At 63.9% G+C, this 14,855-nt stretch carries 21 protein-coding genes; 1 reads left to right on the plus strand and 20 read right to left on the minus strand.

Translation table 11 applies throughout. The annotated features are described in order from the left end of the window. Positions 1-26: 26 nt before the first annotated feature. The 4 genes from AOA14_RS01145 to AOA14_RS01160 all read right to left on the minus strand — a co-directional run bounded on the left by AOA14_RS01145 (position 27) and on the right by AOA14_RS01160 (position 2,080). Positions 27-263, minus strand: coding sequence for a DUF6117 family protein (locus AOA14_RS01145; RefSeq protein ID WP_062900432.1), 237 nt, complete (start codon positions 261-263; stop codon positions 27-29). Between the two features lie 5 nt (positions 264-268). Continuing rightward, the gene (locus tag AOA14_RS01150) at positions 269-1,279 is read right to left on the minus strand and encodes an SLOG family protein (protein ID WP_062900433.1); all 1,011 of its coding nucleotides are present in this window, start codon (positions 1,277-1,279) and stop codon (positions 269-271) included. A 66-nt stretch (positions 1,280-1,345) separates the two neighbouring features. Continuing rightward, the gene (locus AOA14_RS01155) at positions 1,346-1,531 is read right to left on the minus strand and encodes a hypothetical protein (RefSeq protein ID WP_062900434.1); all 186 of its coding nucleotides are present in this window, start codon (positions 1,529-1,531) and stop codon (positions 1,346-1,348) included. A 69-nt stretch (positions 1,532-1,600) separates the two neighbouring features. Beyond that, a complete protein-coding gene (locus AOA14_RS01160; protein ID WP_062900435.1) occupies positions 1,601-2,080 on the minus strand; it encodes a DUF736 domain-containing protein in 480 nt (159 codons plus the stop codon). A 157-nt stretch (positions 2,081-2,237) separates the two neighbouring features. Between AOA14_RS01160 and AOA14_RS01165 the strand changes: the two genes are divergently transcribed. After that, the gene (locus AOA14_RS01165; protein ID WP_232014688.1) at positions 2,238-2,456 is read left to right on the plus strand and encodes a hypothetical protein; all 219 of its coding nucleotides are present in this window, start codon (positions 2,238-2,240) and stop codon (positions 2,454-2,456) included. Positions 2,457-2,962: 506 nt separating this feature from the next. On the opposite strand, the gene AOA14_RS01170 is transcribed toward AOA14_RS01165, so the two are convergent. The 16 genes from AOA14_RS01170 to AOA14_RS01245 form a co-directional block, all read right to left on the minus strand. Next, positions 2,963-3,397 carry a Ros/MucR family transcriptional regulator gene (locus tag AOA14_RS01170; RefSeq protein ID WP_062900437.1) on the minus strand — a complete coding sequence of 145 codons (435 nt, stop codon included), beginning with the start codon at positions 3,395-3,397 and terminating at the stop codon, positions 2,963-2,965. A 121-nt stretch (positions 3,398-3,518) separates the two neighbouring features. Beyond that, on the minus strand, positions 3,519-3,806 hold the full coding sequence (locus tag AOA14_RS01175; protein ID WP_062900438.1) for a DUF5983 family protein: 288 nt from the start codon (positions 3,804-3,806) through the stop codon (positions 3,519-3,521). 95 nt (positions 3,807-3,901) lie between these two features. After that, complete coding sequence (locus AOA14_RS01180; RefSeq protein ID WP_232014689.1) at positions 3,902-4,777, minus strand: hypothetical protein; 876 nt, start codon at positions 4,775-4,777, stop codon at positions 3,902-3,904. Between the two features lie 481 nt (positions 4,778-5,258). Then, on the minus strand, positions 5,259-5,690 hold the full coding sequence (locus tag AOA14_RS01185; RefSeq protein ID WP_062900439.1) for a hypothetical protein: 432 nt from the start codon (positions 5,688-5,690) through the stop codon (positions 5,259-5,261). Positions 5,691-5,763: 73 nt separating this feature from the next. Further along, positions 5,764-7,167, minus strand: coding sequence for an ATP-binding protein (locus tag AOA14_RS01190; protein WP_238929703.1), 1,404 nt, complete (start codon positions 7,165-7,167; stop codon positions 5,764-5,766). A 392-nt stretch (positions 7,168-7,559) separates the two neighbouring features. Continuing rightward, a complete protein-coding gene (locus AOA14_RS01195; RefSeq protein WP_062902940.1) occupies positions 7,560-8,042 on the minus strand; it encodes a hypothetical protein in 483 nt (160 codons plus the stop codon). Between the two features lie 68 nt (positions 8,043-8,110). Continuing rightward, on the minus strand, positions 8,111-8,572 hold the full coding sequence (locus AOA14_RS01200; protein ID WP_062900441.1) for a hypothetical protein: 462 nt from the start codon (positions 8,570-8,572) through the stop codon (positions 8,111-8,113). A gap of 11 nt (positions 8,573-8,583) precedes the next feature. Further along, positions 8,584-9,228: a hypothetical protein gene (locus AOA14_RS01205; RefSeq protein WP_062900442.1), complete on the minus strand. Its 645-nt coding sequence runs from the start codon at positions 9,226-9,228 to the stop codon at positions 8,584-8,586. A 66-nt stretch (positions 9,229-9,294) separates the two neighbouring features. After that, positions 9,295-9,564: a hypothetical protein gene (locus AOA14_RS01210; RefSeq protein WP_062900443.1), complete on the minus strand. Its 270-nt coding sequence runs from the start codon at positions 9,562-9,564 to the stop codon at positions 9,295-9,297. Next, positions 9,561-10,193, minus strand: a complete 633-nt coding sequence (locus AOA14_RS01215; RefSeq protein ID WP_137868952.1) for a hypothetical protein — start codon at positions 10,191-10,193, stop codon at positions 9,561-9,563. Before AOA14_RS01215 ends, AOA14_RS01210 begins: the two co-directional genes overlap by 4 nt. Further along, positions 10,135-10,611, minus strand: coding sequence for a hypothetical protein (locus AOA14_RS01220; protein WP_062900445.1), 477 nt, complete (start codon positions 10,609-10,611; stop codon positions 10,135-10,137). The genes AOA14_RS01215 and AOA14_RS01220 overlap by 59 nt, the downstream gene beginning before the upstream one ends. Before the next feature lie 139 nt (positions 10,612-10,750). After that, on the minus strand, positions 10,751-10,987 hold the full coding sequence (locus AOA14_RS01225; protein ID WP_062900446.1) for a hypothetical protein: 237 nt from the start codon (positions 10,985-10,987) through the stop codon (positions 10,751-10,753). Between the two features lie 62 nt (positions 10,988-11,049). Beyond that, on the minus strand, positions 11,050-11,898 hold the full coding sequence (locus AOA14_RS01230; RefSeq protein ID WP_232014691.1) for a Mom family adenine methylcarbamoylation protein: 849 nt from the start codon (positions 11,896-11,898) through the stop codon (positions 11,050-11,052). A gap of 19 nt (positions 11,899-11,917) precedes the next feature. Then, entirely contained in the window at positions 11,918-12,307 is a 390-nt protein-coding gene (locus AOA14_RS20030) for a hypothetical protein (RefSeq protein WP_232014692.1), read from the minus strand. A gap of 57 nt (positions 12,308-12,364) precedes the next feature. Beyond that, complete coding sequence (locus AOA14_RS01240; protein ID WP_062900447.1) at positions 12,365-13,558, minus strand: hypothetical protein; 1,194 nt, start codon at positions 13,556-13,558, stop codon at positions 12,365-12,367. 308 nt (positions 13,559-13,866) lie between these two features. After that, entirely contained in the window at positions 13,867-14,769 is a 903-nt protein-coding gene (locus tag AOA14_RS01245; RefSeq protein ID WP_238929704.1) for a LysR family transcriptional regulator, read from the minus strand. Positions 14,770-14,855: the final 86 nt, after the last annotated feature.

Genomic DNA, 14,855 nt, shown 5'->3' on the forward strand with positions numbered 1-14,855 from the left:
CGCAAGAAAGGCGACCGCTCATTTTCTTAACGTCGTTCGAAGGCTTCTCCGGTCGGCGGCATATAGGCCTCGAACGGATTGCCGTCATGCAAATGTCCGAACGGCGTCATGACATAGCTCGAACCCTCGCGCCCCACCGCGCAGATGACATAACGGGGCTCGCCCGACGCCGCATCGGTACATTCCATCAGGGCGAGGTCGCCTTTTTCCGCCGCACGGCGGAGCGTCGCGAAGTTCCGCCGATAAGCCTCAGGAATCGCCATCGCCGTCACGCCGTCAGGCGGAGGCCGGGGCCCCGCTGTGCCGCCGGGCGCGAAACGTCATCCGGCTTCTTGAAGGCATGAATCGGCACCCCGGCCTTGCGGAGGAGCTGGTAAAGATTGGCCTGAAGCCCCGACCCCTCGCAGAGCAAAGCCTCGACTGGCTTCAGCTCGGCGAGCTTGCGGTTGCGGTTGAAGGCGGTTTTCCGCCCCGAGCCATAAAGGCCATAGGCAACGAGTGGCACGCTGTTCTCGGGACGCGCCGCCCATGCGGCGGCGATCGCGTCGGCGCCCTTGCGCTGGCCGGTCGTCACTAGCGTCATATGCGGCACGCGGGCCTTGATCTGGTCGAGCCGCGCCCACAGCGGTTCCCAGTCGGCCCAGACGGCGGGACCCGAGAAGACGACGATCGGGCCTTGCGGGAGGGTCCGTTCGCGCGCGGCGAGCGCCCGCTCGCGCAGAAAATCTTGCGCCGCGATCTGGCTCGCCATCGAGACGGACGACGCCCGGGTTCCCTTCGCCGGCGACCATGGCCAGCCGGTGAGCGCGCGATACATTTCGGCGGCATAATCGCGCATGCATTCGATGGCGTCGCGCTGTTCCGCGAGCGAGCGGCAGAGGAGCTGCTTCTCCTCCAGGCTCGTCGCATAGACTTCGCTGAGGTCCGGCGTGCGCGCGAGATCACCGAGTTCCTGCGCAATTGAATCTTCGCGGCGCGCAAGCTTTCCGGCCGTGAAATGGAATGAATTGACGAAGCCCCATGCGATGTCCGGAGCGAACGCTTCGAGGCGCGTGTCGGTGAAGAGGTCGAAGATCGCGGCGATCACGCCGCCGCATTCGGCCTGCGCGGCGAAAGGCTCGGGCATGTCGAGATCGCTCGGCTCGTCCCCGGCGGAGACGATCGAGAGCGGGATTGGGTCGCCGAAGGCGGCCTGAAATTCAGGCGTGGCGATGGCCTCGGCGTATAGCTGTTTCAGGTCGGCGAAGCGGTCGACGGACGCGGGGTTGGCGTTGGTCATGATGGGCCTCCAGTCAGCAAAAATGAAAATCGGCCGGAGCGGCTGCGCCGCCCGGCCGCACGAGGATCAGTGGAGCGTTGCGCCCGCAGGCTTCCGCGGCGCCGGGCTGGCAGCGATGCCGTCCAGCGGGCGCAGCCCGTTGACGACCTCCCATGCGAGGACGGGCGCGAGCGGTTCGAGCGCGGTTCCGGCGACGATGTCGAAGACAGCGGCGATGACGGCGCCGCATTCGATGAGACGAATCTGGGCCATGACGGCCTCCCAAGCTGGATGAGAAAAATGGGCCGGGAACCGAAGCCCCCGGCCCGTCAAGCCTGACCGTCAGAACGGGACCTCATCATCGACGTCGGCGCCGGCGCCCGCGCCATTATCCATCAGCGCGCCGTCGGTGCCTGCGGTGCTCTCGCCGAACCCGCCGCCCTGCTCACCGTCGCCATAGTCGCGGCGCGACGAGCGGATCGCGGGACCGAAGTCGTCGCGGCGCTGCGGGCGCCGCCACGCGACGCGGTAGCCATCCTGCTCGGACCCGAAGAGCGCGATCGGGAGCGGTTCCGGGAGGCTCGGGTCGTCGATCGAGCCCTGAAGGAAGACTTCGCCGGTGGTATTTTTGGCGACGGCTTCCCAGAGAGCGCCGAGTTGGACCCAGCGATTGCCGACGTTGAGCGCGACGATCTCATAGGCCGGGGCCCGCTCGTGATCGCTCTCGACCGGACGAAGGCCGAGACGCGGCAGATCGATGGTGCGGGTCGCGATCGACCCCATCAGACGGCCGTTCCGATTGCTGAATTCACCAATATTCATGGGACTTTCCTTTGACGTTCATCGCTCCGGCCAATCCCGAAGCGACACCCGCCAAGGTCCCCCTCTCCTCTCTGTCCCGCCGCCGCCGTCCGGCGCCGCGGCCTGCGGTCGCACCCGCCCTCGCGCCCTCACGCACCCGCTCGCTTCAGGCGCGCGGATGCGCTATGCAGGTCGCATGGATGCCGAGACGATGAGGACGGTTGCGCGGCTCGCGCGGTCGCGCGCGGATCGCGGCAGTTCCGCGGCGCATGGTGACGGGCTCCAGCGGCTCGGGGCCGCGCGGGCGCTGCGCCAGCTCGCGATCGATCTCGAAGTCTCGGCCGATGCGTGCGAGGTCAGTCCCCCGCCATCCCGTCGGCGCGGCCGACCGGCCTAGCTCCACCCGGCCCCCGCGCATTTCCCTTTCGGCAGCCAATCGTTACCCTTCAGGGCCGAGATCCGGCGCAGCCGGAGCTCGGTCGGAGCGGCGCGCAGCGCCGCGGAGATAGAGCGGCGGTGCCCGCGGCAGCGGACAGCCGCCCCGCAGCGACATCCAACCATCTGCGGATCAAGCACAACAGTCCGGTGCCAGGCTATTCCAGGGGACAGAGTCTCGAACGCGCCGCAGGCGCGCTGCCAATGCGGCGCGCCTGCGATCGGTCGGACGGCAGTCTCAAGATAAGAGAGGCGGCGGCCGCTAACGCCGCCGGTAGTGTCATTCCGCGATGCGAGGGGTCAGAGCGAGCGGTAGCTCGCGGTCCGGTGACGGCGCGGTCGCGGTGTTGCGCGTGAAGGTCGCCGGACCGCCCACAGAGCGGCGGCCAACGTCAAGACCAATTTCATTGAGGCGTGCCCAAAGCGCGGACGATCTAAGGGCGGGACCTTCCGGAGGATAAGACCGGGCTATTTTGCCTTGGCGCGGCCACGCGGGGCCTTGCCGCCGCCGCCCCGACCCTTGGTTCCGAGGCCAATGGCCTTGGCGAGAGTGCGGCGGGTCTCGGCATAATTGGGCGCGACCATCGGATAGTCCTTGGGAAGGTCCCACTTCGCGCGATACTCGTCGGGGGTCATGTTATAGGCCGTCATCAGGTGGCGGCGGAGCATCTTGAGCTTCTTGCCGTCTTCAAGGCACACGATGTAATCGGGCTTCACGGAGGCGCGGATCGAGACGGCGGGCTCCTGTTTGACTTCGGGGGGCTCGGTCACGCCAAGACCGGCGAGGGCTTCATGGACGGACCGAATGACGAGGGGAATGTCGGATATCGCGACGCTGTTGTTGCTGACATGAGCAGCCACGATATCGGCGGTCAGCGTTACGAGCGTTTCGGAATCGTCCATGCGTTCACCCTTCGAATGCCAAGCTATCTAACTTTACCAATAGCAGGCATTCCACCGGGAACAAAGGGCAAGTAATCGGCAGTCCGACACCGAACTATCTCATCCAGACACTTACAGGGACCTACCAAGGGAACGTCGGTAGCAAGTCCTCGGTCGGTCCGTCGCTGTCGAGCAGCACATAATCACAGCCGTTGTCGCGGCCGAGCGCCAGGATCGCGGGCAGTTCCTTGGGGAGACAGCGCTGCGCTTCGGGCGGTAGCGTCATCGTATGGAGGAACCAGCCATATTGCGTTGGCGCGACGCACAGCGGCCGCCTGTGCGGCGGATAGTCTGCCCAAGCGGTGAGCAGCTGCCCGGTCGCGCAGCGAATATGGGCGGTGCTGAGCACAAGATATTGTCCGGTTTCCATGGCGTATTCCTTGAAGGGAGGCTCTGGTCGAGGGCAATTCAACGAACCGATTCCTGCTGTTCGATCCGCGAATTCGGATCCGCGGTGCTCGATGGTCACGCCGCGAGCCGCGTGACACCGGCGTTGAACCGGTCGATCCATTCGCGGAGCGGCGGTCGCTCTTCGATCGGGATCTGCGCCGCGACTGCCTGGAATTCGACGAGGGCGACGGGTGCGCCGTTCACGATCGCGGCAATCTCGCGGGGCGGCAACAGGCCGCGGTCCCGGATGAACTCGGTCATCGTACCGGGCCGCGCACGGGTGGACCGCCGCCACAGGCCTTCGACATTGATCAGGCGGGGGGCCGCGCGCGCTTCCATCAGGACGATCAGGCGCAGACACCAAGCGGGCAAGGTCTGAACCTCGTGCGGCTTCATCGCGGCGCAGAAGAAGCAGCTCGACTTGACGGGAACGGGAAGGCCTTCGGCCTTGATGCGAGCCGCGCATCGATGCCGGTCCCAACCCCAGTCGCGTAAGGGGTAACAATAGTCATAGCGCGGGTCGACATGCCCCTCGCGGTGCGCATACCGGCGGCTGTCCGCCGGCGATGCATCGTAGCCAATGAGCTTGATCACCTTGCCGCCGCGTGCCCACGCCTGCTTCGCGGGATCCCAGCTCTCGACCCATTTATCCTGTGGCTGGATCTTCCATTTCTGACTGCAACTGTGACGCCCGAAGCTGATCGAGGGCAGGGTCGCGTTGGTGAGGCAGTTTTCGAGCAGGGAGAAATAGGGCGGCCAATGCTTGAAGCGCTTCGGGGCATAGCGGACGATCTCGTGCGCTATGCCGCGGGCATCCATCCAGCGCTGAAATATCGGGAGATAGTCATAGGTTTCCGGACGCTCGCTGCCGGTGTCGGCCGTCAGCACGAGGTCCAGGGGTCGGCCGCGCGCGATCCATTCGATGATCATCGCCGTGCTATCGAGTCCCATGCCCCATGCGGCGATGACCGGCGGACGTGGCAGCGCAGGATCGTCCGGAAGACCCGGGTGTGGCCGGACATCAGACGAGAGGCGGGCGAGCGCGGTAGCCATATCAACGGCACCGGCAGCCGAGCGATCGCCGAAAGAAGCGGTGCGAATGTTGCGGGCGTGAAGATGTCATCGGCGAATACCCTTCCAACGATCCTCGCCGATGCTTCTCCCTTCCCTCCTCCGTATTGGCCGGTCAGGCGACGAGGGTCGTCAACCTTTCGCCATTGCCGGGCGGTCGCGATGAGACCCTGAAAGGCCGCAGCGTCTCTCCAGTGTTCACGATGAACTGGGCGCGACCGCTGGCGGCGCACCGCCTGACGGCAACGGCATAGCAACGCTCGAAGGAGGCGAGTTCCGCGCGCCGCGGCGACAATCGGATCGATGGTTCAGCGTTCGCCATGACAAAGTCCAGTCGAAGTGGATGAGGAGAGGCCCGCCTTCAGGTGCCGACGCGTTTGATCGTGAGCCGGAAGGCATCACCGTCTTCGAACACGACATGAATATGCGCGGCATCGATCCTGGAGCTGGTCGCGATGCTTGCGATATAAGCCTGCGTGCCAAATGCCTCGGAGACGATGTGCGGCGGGCGCTCGTCCGGACCGCCCCCGGCGTTCTCGCATTTGTCGATATGCGTCTCGATCAGTTCGGAAAGGAACGCGGCCATCGTCGAAAGGCGCGTCCTCGCGGAGCCCGCGTCGCCACTCTCGGGAGGGCCGAGGTCGCGCAAGATGGGCGCAAGAGCATCGTTGATCAGGTTCAGGAGATGCGATCTCCCCTCGGCATCCATTCCGGCGAGTAGCGAGGATGGGATCAAATTGTTGACCGCATGGGTCGCGTTGTCGACGAGATCGTCGAATTCGTCTTCCGCCATGGGAGTGACTCCTCGGGAATTGGGCCGGTCAGGTGACCACGGATCGCCCGCTCGGTTCAAGATTCCGGCATCGTCATGCCACAGTGGTTTCAGGGTCGGCGTCATTGGCCGCCAACGCGACCCGCACATTGCCGTGATAGGCCTCGAGCGTGAGCCGCCGCCCGATCGGGATCATCCATTGAACTTCTTCGGCGAAAACGGCGCGGATGTTCTCGGCGAGCGCTTCATCGGCTCCAAGAAGCAGTTCATTTGCAAATTTGCGGGCATCGCGTTCAAAATCGCGGTGCTGGGTGTGCCAACTATCGCTGCTACAATCCTCGTCGTAGGCAAAGCAGCAATCCTCGATCATCTGCGCAAGCGCCGCCGGCGCGATAGTGGCTCCTTCGCGAACGAAGACATGGGTTTCATCAAGACCGCTTCCGCCATTCGCACAGACCAGCATGTCGACGGGAAAGTTCAACGTCGCGATCGGCTCGTCGGACGCGGCGCAGCGGACGACTGGAACTTCGAGCGTGATCATAGGAACGCGGCCAGACAATGTGTCCGAGCAAATCACATCGCCGTCGGCGTAGTGAATCTGACGCCCGTCAATCTCGGTCGCAAAGGACAGGCCCGTGACGCGGGGAAGGTCATCATACCATTTGTAGCCCGCGAACGCGTCCTCGGCGCGGACGGCACGAAAGCCGAGCCTCTCTTCGGTCAGCAGCGATGCCGCGCATTGCTCGATATCGGCGTCATGATCGGGAATCAGGATCATCGGGACGGCCTCGATGCGGGCGCCCTCGGCGCCGCCACGATCGTCCGCCGTGCGTGGGCACCATTCGGAGAGCCAGGCACTGGCTTCGGGAAGTTCGATGCCGAGATCGGCTGCGCGCTGCCAGTTCTGGAATGAAAGTCGGTGGCTGCTCTCGGTTGCAATGGTTCGATAAATGGTGGCCTGAACGGCTACCCGCAGCGAAGCGAGCGCGGCATTATCGACCATTTCCTTGCGCGCAGGGAGCACGAGCTGCAACGATGGCGCGTCGACGATGTCGATCCGGGCCGTCCAGGGATACGAACCATCGACCTCTTTGACCGACGGCAAGCGGCAGGCGACCTTGACCCCGTGAAAGTTGATCCGCGGTTCAGTCGCGAGATCATAATTCGCGCGGAAGATGCCGATCCGGCAACCGTTCCATTCCTCGACCCGATGGGCCCCTTCGAGGAAATCCTCACGCGGCAGCAGTGCGCCGTGGAAGTGGACAGGCAGGGGGAAATGCTTGGCAGCGGCCTCGATCTGGCCCCGAAGATTGCAGAGCCATTCCTTGGGCATGGCGATGATGATCTCTGTGCCCGCCCGGATGCGACAGTTTTCGACAGCCAGGGGCTGCGCTCCTTCCCAGCCGTCCGCGGGGATGGTCATTGTCCAGCCCTCGTCTGCGACCCGCGAGAAGGACCGCACGGTCACGGTCCTGCCGGCCAGGCTGAACACACCCATGCCGGCCGGGTCCTCGCGCTGCGCGATCTCGTCGCTCCAGCCAGAGCGCCCAAGCGTGACGAAGGAAGCAGGGTCGTCGATACCGCGGCCATCGTCGGCGATGTGAAGGCTCGAGCTGCCCTCGTGGTCGCCCAGATGAACGTCGATCCGTCCGGCGCCCGCGCGGCGGGCATTCTGGAACAGCTCGTTGAGAACGTCGGTGATCGTCCCATTGAACAGGCGCGATACCTTCGTGATGAGTTCATCGCCGACCGATGGCCGAATCTCGCGGGGAAGCGTCATGACAGGATCTCCGGTTGCCGGGCAACATCATTGCTGCCGCACCGCCCCGCTCCCCCTTTCCTCCTAGCCCAGGGGAAGCGGGCGCATGGGCCCGTCATCAGGGGCCCCGCTTATCGGCTTCGGCGAATGGCTCGCTCAGCCTCGGTTTCGACATAGACCTGTTGTGAGCGACCGCGGCGGCGCTTGCGGATGCGGCCATCGACATGGGCCTCGGCCCAGCGCCGCGCCTCGGCGGCGCGCATGCCCATCGCGCATTCGTCGGCTTGCTCGAAGATCGTGTAGGCAAGCGCATATTGCTCGCGCTCGGGAAGAGCGAGCAGGGCCGAAGCGACCGGCAGAAGCCCCTCGTAGAATTCGAGAACATGGCGGCCGCCGCCATGGTGCATCAATATGGCGAGGCGGCCCTTCTTGCCGATGCCGGTCGGCCTTGCGATCATCACATTGTGCGAGGCATAGGTGACGCCGGCGCTGCAGCCGTCGGGTTCCGTCGGATAGTAGACGCGATCATCGCGCGCCGGCAGTGGGTGGGCGATGATATCGTAGCCGTCGAACGTTTCGACCTTTCGTATGTGATTATGTCCGATAACGCTCATTTCAGACCCTTTCTTTTTGGGTGGCTTCAGGACGAGGTTGCAGGTTTCGTGGACTCGGCCGACCGACATCAGGCGGCGCGTAAATTGTCGCCCTGACGCAGACCGAGGTCGAAGGCCGTGAGAATGTCGAGGTTGGCCTCAAGGCGATCGAACGCGGCCGTGAGGTCCGCGATTTGGATCCAGACGCACGCATCGCCTGGGTCATGGTCGAGCTCGAATACGATCGGCACCGAGTCCGCTGTCATCTCGGGGAAGATCGAGCGGATGATCAGCAATTCGATCCTGCGGCTGAGCGCCCCGATGCGCGGCGCGAGGGCCGCACGTTCGACGGGGCTCATCATCAAATAGCGCTCGGGCGCTACGATGGGCGCCATGCGAACACATGCGATCCGCCCCGCAATCTTGGGCGCAGCGGACGCACCGCCGATCATGCGTCGTTCTGCCGCGACGCCGTCGGCGGGGACCAGGACGCGGTAGATATAATGGGGCGGCGTCCCCGCGAGGCGGGAACGGGAGACAATGATTTCCATCGATTTGCTCCTCAGGCAACGAGCCGCAGGGGCGGCGATCCGGGGTTGGGGAGATGGAGGTCGCGGCGGATGCGCGCCGCCAGGCGATCGGGCTCGAGCAGTTCGCCAATGGCGGCCCAATGATTGCGGTCGCCGCAATAGTCTCGTCGACCTGCGACACGGCGAAACATCACCTCGCGGCCGGACCCGATGCCGAGGCCGAGCTGGACATAGATGCCTTCGCCATGAAGGACGATCTCGCCGCTGACCGCGATGCCGCCCTTGTTCGAGCGCAGGTCGTAGCTTCCGTCGGCGAGGCAAAGCGCGTCGGCGAGGCGCTTCAGCGCCTTCCGGCCATCGCTATGGAAGAGCTTCTTGGCCTGCTCGTCATAGCTGACGCCCTTTTGCGCGAGCACCGCGAGGGCGGATTTGCCTCGCATGTCGGCAATCCGGTCCATGCAGGCGCGGCGAAGCAGACTGTCACCCTCGCCCAAGTCTCTCGCGATGGCGCCGAGATGGCGTGCCAGCAAAATCACGGCGGGATCGAGATCGTCGGACTTGCCCGCGTTCCGGCAATCCGTGATCGCGGCGGTCAGCGCGTGGAGACAGGCGGGAAGCGTCGACAGCCCCGAGGGATCGAGCGCTTGCTGAAATCGGAACGCGATATCGTAAGCCATGGGATAGGCTCCTGCCTTCGGGCGCCCCATCGCGCCCGCCCCTGCCCATCCCCCTCTCCTCCGGCTTCAGTCGGCCAGTTGCGGTTCGCAATTATCGATTAGCTCGGCACAGCAATCCTCGATCTGGACGCCCAGCGGGCTCGGGCCGGGATCGAAGATCATCTTGAGGCATGCGCAGATATCGGGCTGGCCCTGTGTCCCGCACATCAGTTCAAAATCGGACTGATCGGCGGTTCCGCTCGTCTGCGCATAGGCGGCAAAGGCCGATTGCCGCATGATTTGCTCGTCCCACACATCGACATAGAGCGTCACGCTCGCGCTGGTGATGCCGGTCACGTCCTCAATCCCGGGCGGACCGATCGCAGCGTTTCGTCCATCATCTCGCGGGTCGAGGTGCCGAGAATCTCCGTGCCGGTGATGACGAAATATCCGCCGCCATGCTGGCCCGGCCTGAACTTGTCGCAGGTAGACGCCCACTCGAAACCGAAGGGAAGCGCGCTTTTGCAGACCTTTTGGATCAGCGATGCGAGCGCCTCAACATCGGCTTCATGTCCGCGAATGAACGCGACGCGGCCCGTATCGTCGCGATTGTCGTCGATCGTGATGTCCGCATCGAATGAGGGAATATCAGGATAGGGCCAGAGTTCGAGGAAGGATGCGAACGGATCTTCTTCGTGATCTTGCTTGGGGAAGAATTTGCTGAAGGCATCGCTGCAGGCGGCGTAGAGCGACGCGAGCGCCGCCATCTCCCCGCTCGGTGTTCCCTCGAAATCGCCGGACAGTTTCTCGGCGACAAGAAAGCATTCCTCGAGCAGCGATGCTTCTTCGGGCGTGACGGGCACATTGAAGGCCGTCTCGACATAGTTGTTGGCCATGTTCGGATTCCTTGGCGTTCGTGCTGGTCGCTCATTTCTGCGATAGGTGGATGTCCAGGGCCTGGCGGAGCAGGTCGTCGCGCGCGCCATTGACGATGATCGCATCGGGATTGGTCGCCAGGACCGCACTGATGATCGTGTCGGCCGGGCGCTTACGCAGCGGGTACTGGAAGATCTGACCACGCTCGATCGTAACGACAAAGGTGCGCATCAGCCGCTTCAATCGGCGGCGTTCGAGTTCGCGGGCAAGGAGATCGCCGACTTCGACCTCGAGGTCATGATCGTAGGTGAACTTGCCGAAGGACTGCTGCGGCCGGTTCGCGACCAGCCATTGGTTGACTTCCATCTCGGTCCAGCGGCCGACCTTATGGAAGAAGTCAGCGCCGCCCGTCCCTTGGTTGCGGGCATGGAAGGCCAGTTCGCCATCGATATAGACGTCGGCCGTGTAGGCGCTGGTTTCCTGCGACAGCGCAGCATTATAGGTGATGCGGCGAAGTTCGATTTTCATGGGTAGTATACCTCCTGAGTTGGACGATCACCCGAGCCCCTCTCCCTCTTCTCCATGCAGCGACCACGATGGCTGCGCTGTCGGTCGCTGTTTGTCGGGAATTTCAGGCCGTGCTGGAGTATCGAGCCTGGGCTCAATTCTATGTGCGGAGAGTCGCTGTTCGATCGTACAGGTCGAGGAGAATTCCCAACCCCGCGGCTTCCGTATAGGTGAGATCGCGATGGCCATCCGCATCGAGGCCGCTTGCCAGCTCGATGACAGGGTGAACCGAGATAATTTGCCCTGAGGGAAGCCGAAACTGGTTCTCGATGCCGGGTGAGGGAGTGGTGCCGTCAGGCACGTCCATCCGACCTTGAATCTGGAAAATGATGTGCATGAGCTTTCTCCGTGAACGAGTAGATTTGGGCAGTCGTCGCCGCCGATCACTGAAAGGACCGCCTAGGCAGCGAGGTCGAGGAGCGGGAGCGCTGTGACGTCGCCTCCGGTCGCCGCCCGGTCTAGGATGGGATAAGGCAGGCTCGGCACCTTGCGCGCGGCGATCCGGACCGCCCTCGTCAAGGGAAAGAGATAGGCGTGGCAGCCAGGATGGCGGCGCCGTGTCAAAAAGCCGGTGTGTTCTAGGCTGGCGAGCCATTCGCCACGGTCCTCACCGAGGCGCGGCGCGCGGGCACCGGCTCGGATCAAATCCTCCATCGCATATCTCTGACCGCATTCGGCATTGCGGATCTTGGATATTGCCCGCGACGATATGGGGCGCCCATCGGGAAGGATGAGGTCAACGCGCGGGCTTGATCGGCCGGTGTAGCGACTTCCCATCACCGCGTAGAGGCCGCCGACATGGCCAGGAAGGAACACGTGTCCGTCTGCATCGACGCGCCTGACCGGGTCGGCATAGGATATGACCGACAGAATCTCGGGTTTCTGGCGGCGGAGCAGCCGGAACGCCCGTGCCGCCAGGAACGATTCCGAATTGGCGCCCTGACTGTCGAGTATGACGAGACGTCCAAGGTCGCACGCCGCGCGCGGATCGCCGAGGCCCGCCGTTTTCGGAGCGCTTGCATTATTGACCGGGTGCGAGAAGACGCAAACGCCCACGAGTTCCGATCGTCCGCCGCGGCCATTGGCGAAGAGGCCGACCGAGAGCCGTGCGACCGGCATCGCCCCCGCATAATGATGTTCCCTGACGAACGGCGCGGCCTCACGCCGGGTATCGATTATATCGACGGACAGGGTTCCGGGGTCGATCTCCCAGTGCCCGGCACCCAGCGGCACCGGCGCTCGCGCCACCGCTGGGTCCGGTCGGTGATCATTCGGGATCGCCCGCGCCGTCGTCGGTGGATTTGACTGCGGCCGTCCGAGAAAGGTCGGGAATGCGCGGGTCGTTGTAGATGCTGTCGAGCGACAGCGAGAGCGCGCGGTGCTGGGCGCCTTCGGGCGTCGAAGCGTCGATCGTGAAGACCTCGGTCGCGAAGCGGTCATCGCCGCTATAGAAATCGACGTCGACGACATAGGTGACGATATCTGCCGGAGCGGTCGGCGACAGTGACTTGTCGAGCAGGTCGATGACGGTGGATCGCAGACCGTCGATATCAGGATCGAAATCTTCCCACGTCACATGGTCGGGGCATTCATCGACGAGATAGTTGGACATGAGATCCTGCATCGTCTCAAGCAGCGTGTGGCGTGCGTCGGCCATGGTTTTCCTCCTTCGGAAAATTGGCCGCCGGACGATCGCGTCCGGCGGCGCAGAATGTCAGTGGACGGCTTCGAGGAGCTTGCGGGCCTTGCTCTCGATATCGAGCCTGCTGTCCTGGTGGGTCTTGGTACGGGCGAAGGCGGTGATGCCCTGCACGAAGTCGTAGATGCTCTCGGGCGGGCGGCCTTCCTCGCCCAGCACCGTCGCGACAATCTTGGCGGACTCGGCCTTCGAGAAGCCCCGCTTGCGCAGAAAGTCCTCGCGATCTTCGTCCTTCCGGGCGACGATGCGTTCACGCGCGGTTTTGACGCCACTGACGAAGCGCATCGGCGAGGAGTCCGCGAAACGCTCGAGCGCCGGCGCGGCTTCGTGCGCGAAGCGGTTGGCAGCGAATTTCGAGTGCCGGATCTTGACCTCCTCGAAATTCTCCACGCCCCAGAGGTTCCGGTTCATGCAGACGGCGCGGAGATAGAAGGTCGCCATGCCGAGCGTCTTCGCGCCGACCTCAGAGTTCCAGGTGTAGAAGCCGCGGAAGTAGAGATCGGGCTCGCCGTTCGGAAGCTTGCCCGCCTCGATCGGGTGCGTGTCATCGACCAGAAAAAGAAAGACATCGCGGTCCGAGGCATAAAGCGTGGTCGTGTCGCGGCTGACATCGACATAGGGATTATAGTACATGTTCGACCAGTCGAGCACGCCCGGAACCTTCCACCGCGTCTGCCCGACGCCGTCGCCGGCGATCTTCATCACCGCGGCGACGAGTTCGTGATCGAATATCCGGCCATAGTCAGGACCGGTGGCAGCGCGTAATTCGTTCCGACCATCGTGGGTCTGGTAGAGTTTGACCTGCTCGGCCCGGTGCGCGACGAGCCCGTGCTGGAGGTTGATCCCCGCGAGCGCCGCAGGCAGTTCGCGCAGATAGGATGCGGGCGCACTGACAAGGCTGCAAAGCTGTCCGAACGACCAGTTGGTCGGGGCAACGGGCCGTTCTTCACCGGGAACGATGAGCGAGAGGCGTTCGGGGCTGTCGCTGCGCGCCTCGACGCGAATCTCCTTGCTATCCACGACGCGCGCCGTGGAGCGGTCGGCGCGGGTACGAACGGCCGCGTAAAGCTCGGTCAGCGAAAGATAGCGCTCATCGTCGGGCCGCGAGAACCATTCAGAAGATACGCGCCCGATATTTCGGCCGCGGGAAATATCGACACGATAGGCGCCGGAAACGGGATGATCGGTCGTGGGTGCAAGCGTGGCCATGGTGGCTCTCCTTGATTGGCTGGGTTACGCAGAAGGCCGATCAGCCTTCGGACGCACTCCGCCCTCACCCCCTTTCCACCTCTGAAGCAGGGAAGCCGACGATCAGTCCAGACGGTCGAGATCGATCCGAATTCAGGATAGAGCGTCATTCGATGCCGGGGCGGTAAAGTGGCCGTTCCCGCTGCCACCGCCAAACGGTCAAGCTGGTCAATCGCTCACGGGGCTGCTTTTGAAGCAATTCTGACCGGTTGCGGTCGTGCAGCTTTTATCTAGCCAGCATCGAGAAGCAGACTTTCCGGGACTGAGCGTTAACTACCCAAGCTACCCGCAAACCGTTCGGCCAGCCGCTCGCGTTTGAAAACATCGGCGACCCAATCGACGAACGCGCGCGTCTTGCCGGGAAGCAGCGTGCGCGACGCATAATAGACCGAGATCGCACCCGCGTCGGCGTACCAGCGTGGGACCAGCCGCACCAGCTTACCACTCTCGAGTTCCGGCAGCACATCGGGCATCGCGAGAAGCGCGACACCGAGCCCGAGCCGCGCGACTTCGCGCATCGCGGCGGGATCGTTGACGACGATATCCTCACGCAATGTCGCCGCGCTCTCGTTCCCGACCGCATCGCGCATCATCCAGTGGCGGATGCGCCCCGACTGGAGCGAGCGCATGACGATGCCTTCAAACTCGACCAGTCCGGCAGGATCGCCCGGCGCGACGCGGCCCGCCATATAGGCGGGCGATGCGACCGCGACGATATGCGCGGGCGCCAGGGCCCGCGCCACGACTCCCGGCGACAGGTCGAAGCCGCCCCCGATCGCCGCATCATAACCCTCGGCAACAATGTCGACCGGCCGATTCTCGAAATGCCATTCGGGCCGGATGCGGGGATAACGCGCGAGGAAGGCGGGCAGCATCGGCAGCAGGTGCATAACGCCAAAGGTCGGCGCCATACTGACCTTCAGCACCCCCGCCGGTTCCCCGCTGTCCGAAGCAATCCCCGCGATCGCCGCCTGGATGTCGTCGAGGCTTCCCGCAATCGCGAGGCGAAAGGCTTCCCCCGCCTCGGTCAGCGTCAACCTGCGCGTCGACCGGTGGAAGAGCCGCACCCCCAGATTGCGTTCGAGCATCGTGACGTTGCGGCTCACCGCCGCCGGGGTCAGCGCCAGCCGGCGCGCCGCTTCGGAAAAGCTGCCCAGCTCGGCGCTGCGCACAAAGGATATAAGATTGGCGAGCGTTTCCATTTTCAATCAATGATTGAATATATAGCAAATCATTACCGACTAATCGAGCCATAAAC

Source organism: Sphingopyxis terrae subsp. terrae NBRC 15098 (assembly GCF_001610975.1).
Lineage (GTDB): Bacteria > Pseudomonadota > Alphaproteobacteria > Sphingomonadales > Sphingomonadaceae > Sphingopyxis > Sphingopyxis terrae_A.

Bases quoted from the DNA above. Each gene is read 5' to 3' on its own strand.
- AOA14_RS01145 (WP_062900432.1), bottom strand. From the start codon at position 263: ATGGCGATTCCTGAGGCTTATCGGCGGAACTTCGCGACGCTCCGCCGT.
- AOA14_RS01150 (WP_062900433.1), bottom strand. From the start codon at position 1,279: ATGACCAACGCCAACCCCGCGTCCGTCGACCGCTTCGCCGACCTGAAA.
- AOA14_RS01155 (WP_062900434.1), bottom strand. From the start codon at position 1,531: ATGGCCCAGATTCGTCTCATCGAATGCGGCGCCGTCATCGCCGCTGTC.
- AOA14_RS01160 (WP_062900435.1), bottom strand. From the start codon at position 2,080: ATGAATATTGGTGAATTCAGCAATCGGAACGGCCGTCTGATGGGGTCG.
- AOA14_RS01165 (WP_232014688.1), top strand. From the start codon at position 2,238: ATGCGCTATGCAGGTCGCATGGATGCCGAGACGATGAGGACGGTTGCG.
- AOA14_RS01170 (WP_062900437.1), bottom strand. From the start codon at position 3,397: ATGGACGATTCCGAAACGCTCGTAACGCTGACCGCCGATATCGTGGCT.
- AOA14_RS01175 (WP_062900438.1), bottom strand. From the start codon at position 3,806: ATGGAAACCGGACAATATCTTGTGCTCAGCACCGCCCATATTCGCTGC.
- AOA14_RS01180 (WP_232014689.1), bottom strand. From the start codon at position 4,777: ATGGGACTCGATAGCACGGCGATGATCATCGAATGGATCGCGCGCGGC.
- AOA14_RS01185 (WP_062900439.1), bottom strand. From the start codon at position 5,690: ATGGCGGAAGACGAATTCGACGATCTCGTCGACAACGCGACCCATGCG.
- AOA14_RS01190 (WP_238929703.1), bottom strand. From the start codon at position 7,167: ATGGGTGTGTTCAGCCTGGCCGGCAGGACCGTGACCGTGCGGTCCTTC.
- AOA14_RS01195 (WP_062902940.1), bottom strand. From the start codon at position 8,042: ATGAGCGTTATCGGACATAATCACATACGAAAGGTCGAAACGTTCGAC.
- AOA14_RS01200 (WP_062900441.1), bottom strand. From the start codon at position 8,572: ATGGAAATCATTGTCTCCCGTTCCCGCCTCGCGGGGACGCCGCCCCAT.
- AOA14_RS01205 (WP_062900442.1), bottom strand. From the start codon at position 9,228: ATGGCTTACGATATCGCGTTCCGATTTCAGCAAGCGCTCGATCCCTCG.
- AOA14_RS01215 (WP_137868952.1), bottom strand. From the start codon at position 10,193: ATGGCGCGCGCGACGACCTGCTCCGCCAGGCCCTGGACATCCACCTAT.
- AOA14_RS01220 (WP_062900445.1), bottom strand. From the start codon at position 10,611: ATGAAAATCGAACTTCGCCGCATCACCTATAATGCTGCGCTGTCGCAG.
- AOA14_RS01225 (WP_062900446.1), bottom strand. From the start codon at position 10,987: ATGCACATCATTTTCCAGATTCAAGGTCGGATGGACGTGCCTGACGGC.
- AOA14_RS20030 (WP_232014692.1), bottom strand. From the start codon at position 12,307: ATGGCCGACGCACGCCACACGCTGCTTGAGACGATGCAGGATCTCATG.
- AOA14_RS01240 (WP_062900447.1), bottom strand. From the start codon at position 13,558: ATGGCCACGCTTGCACCCACGACCGATCATCCCGTTTCCGGCGCCTAT.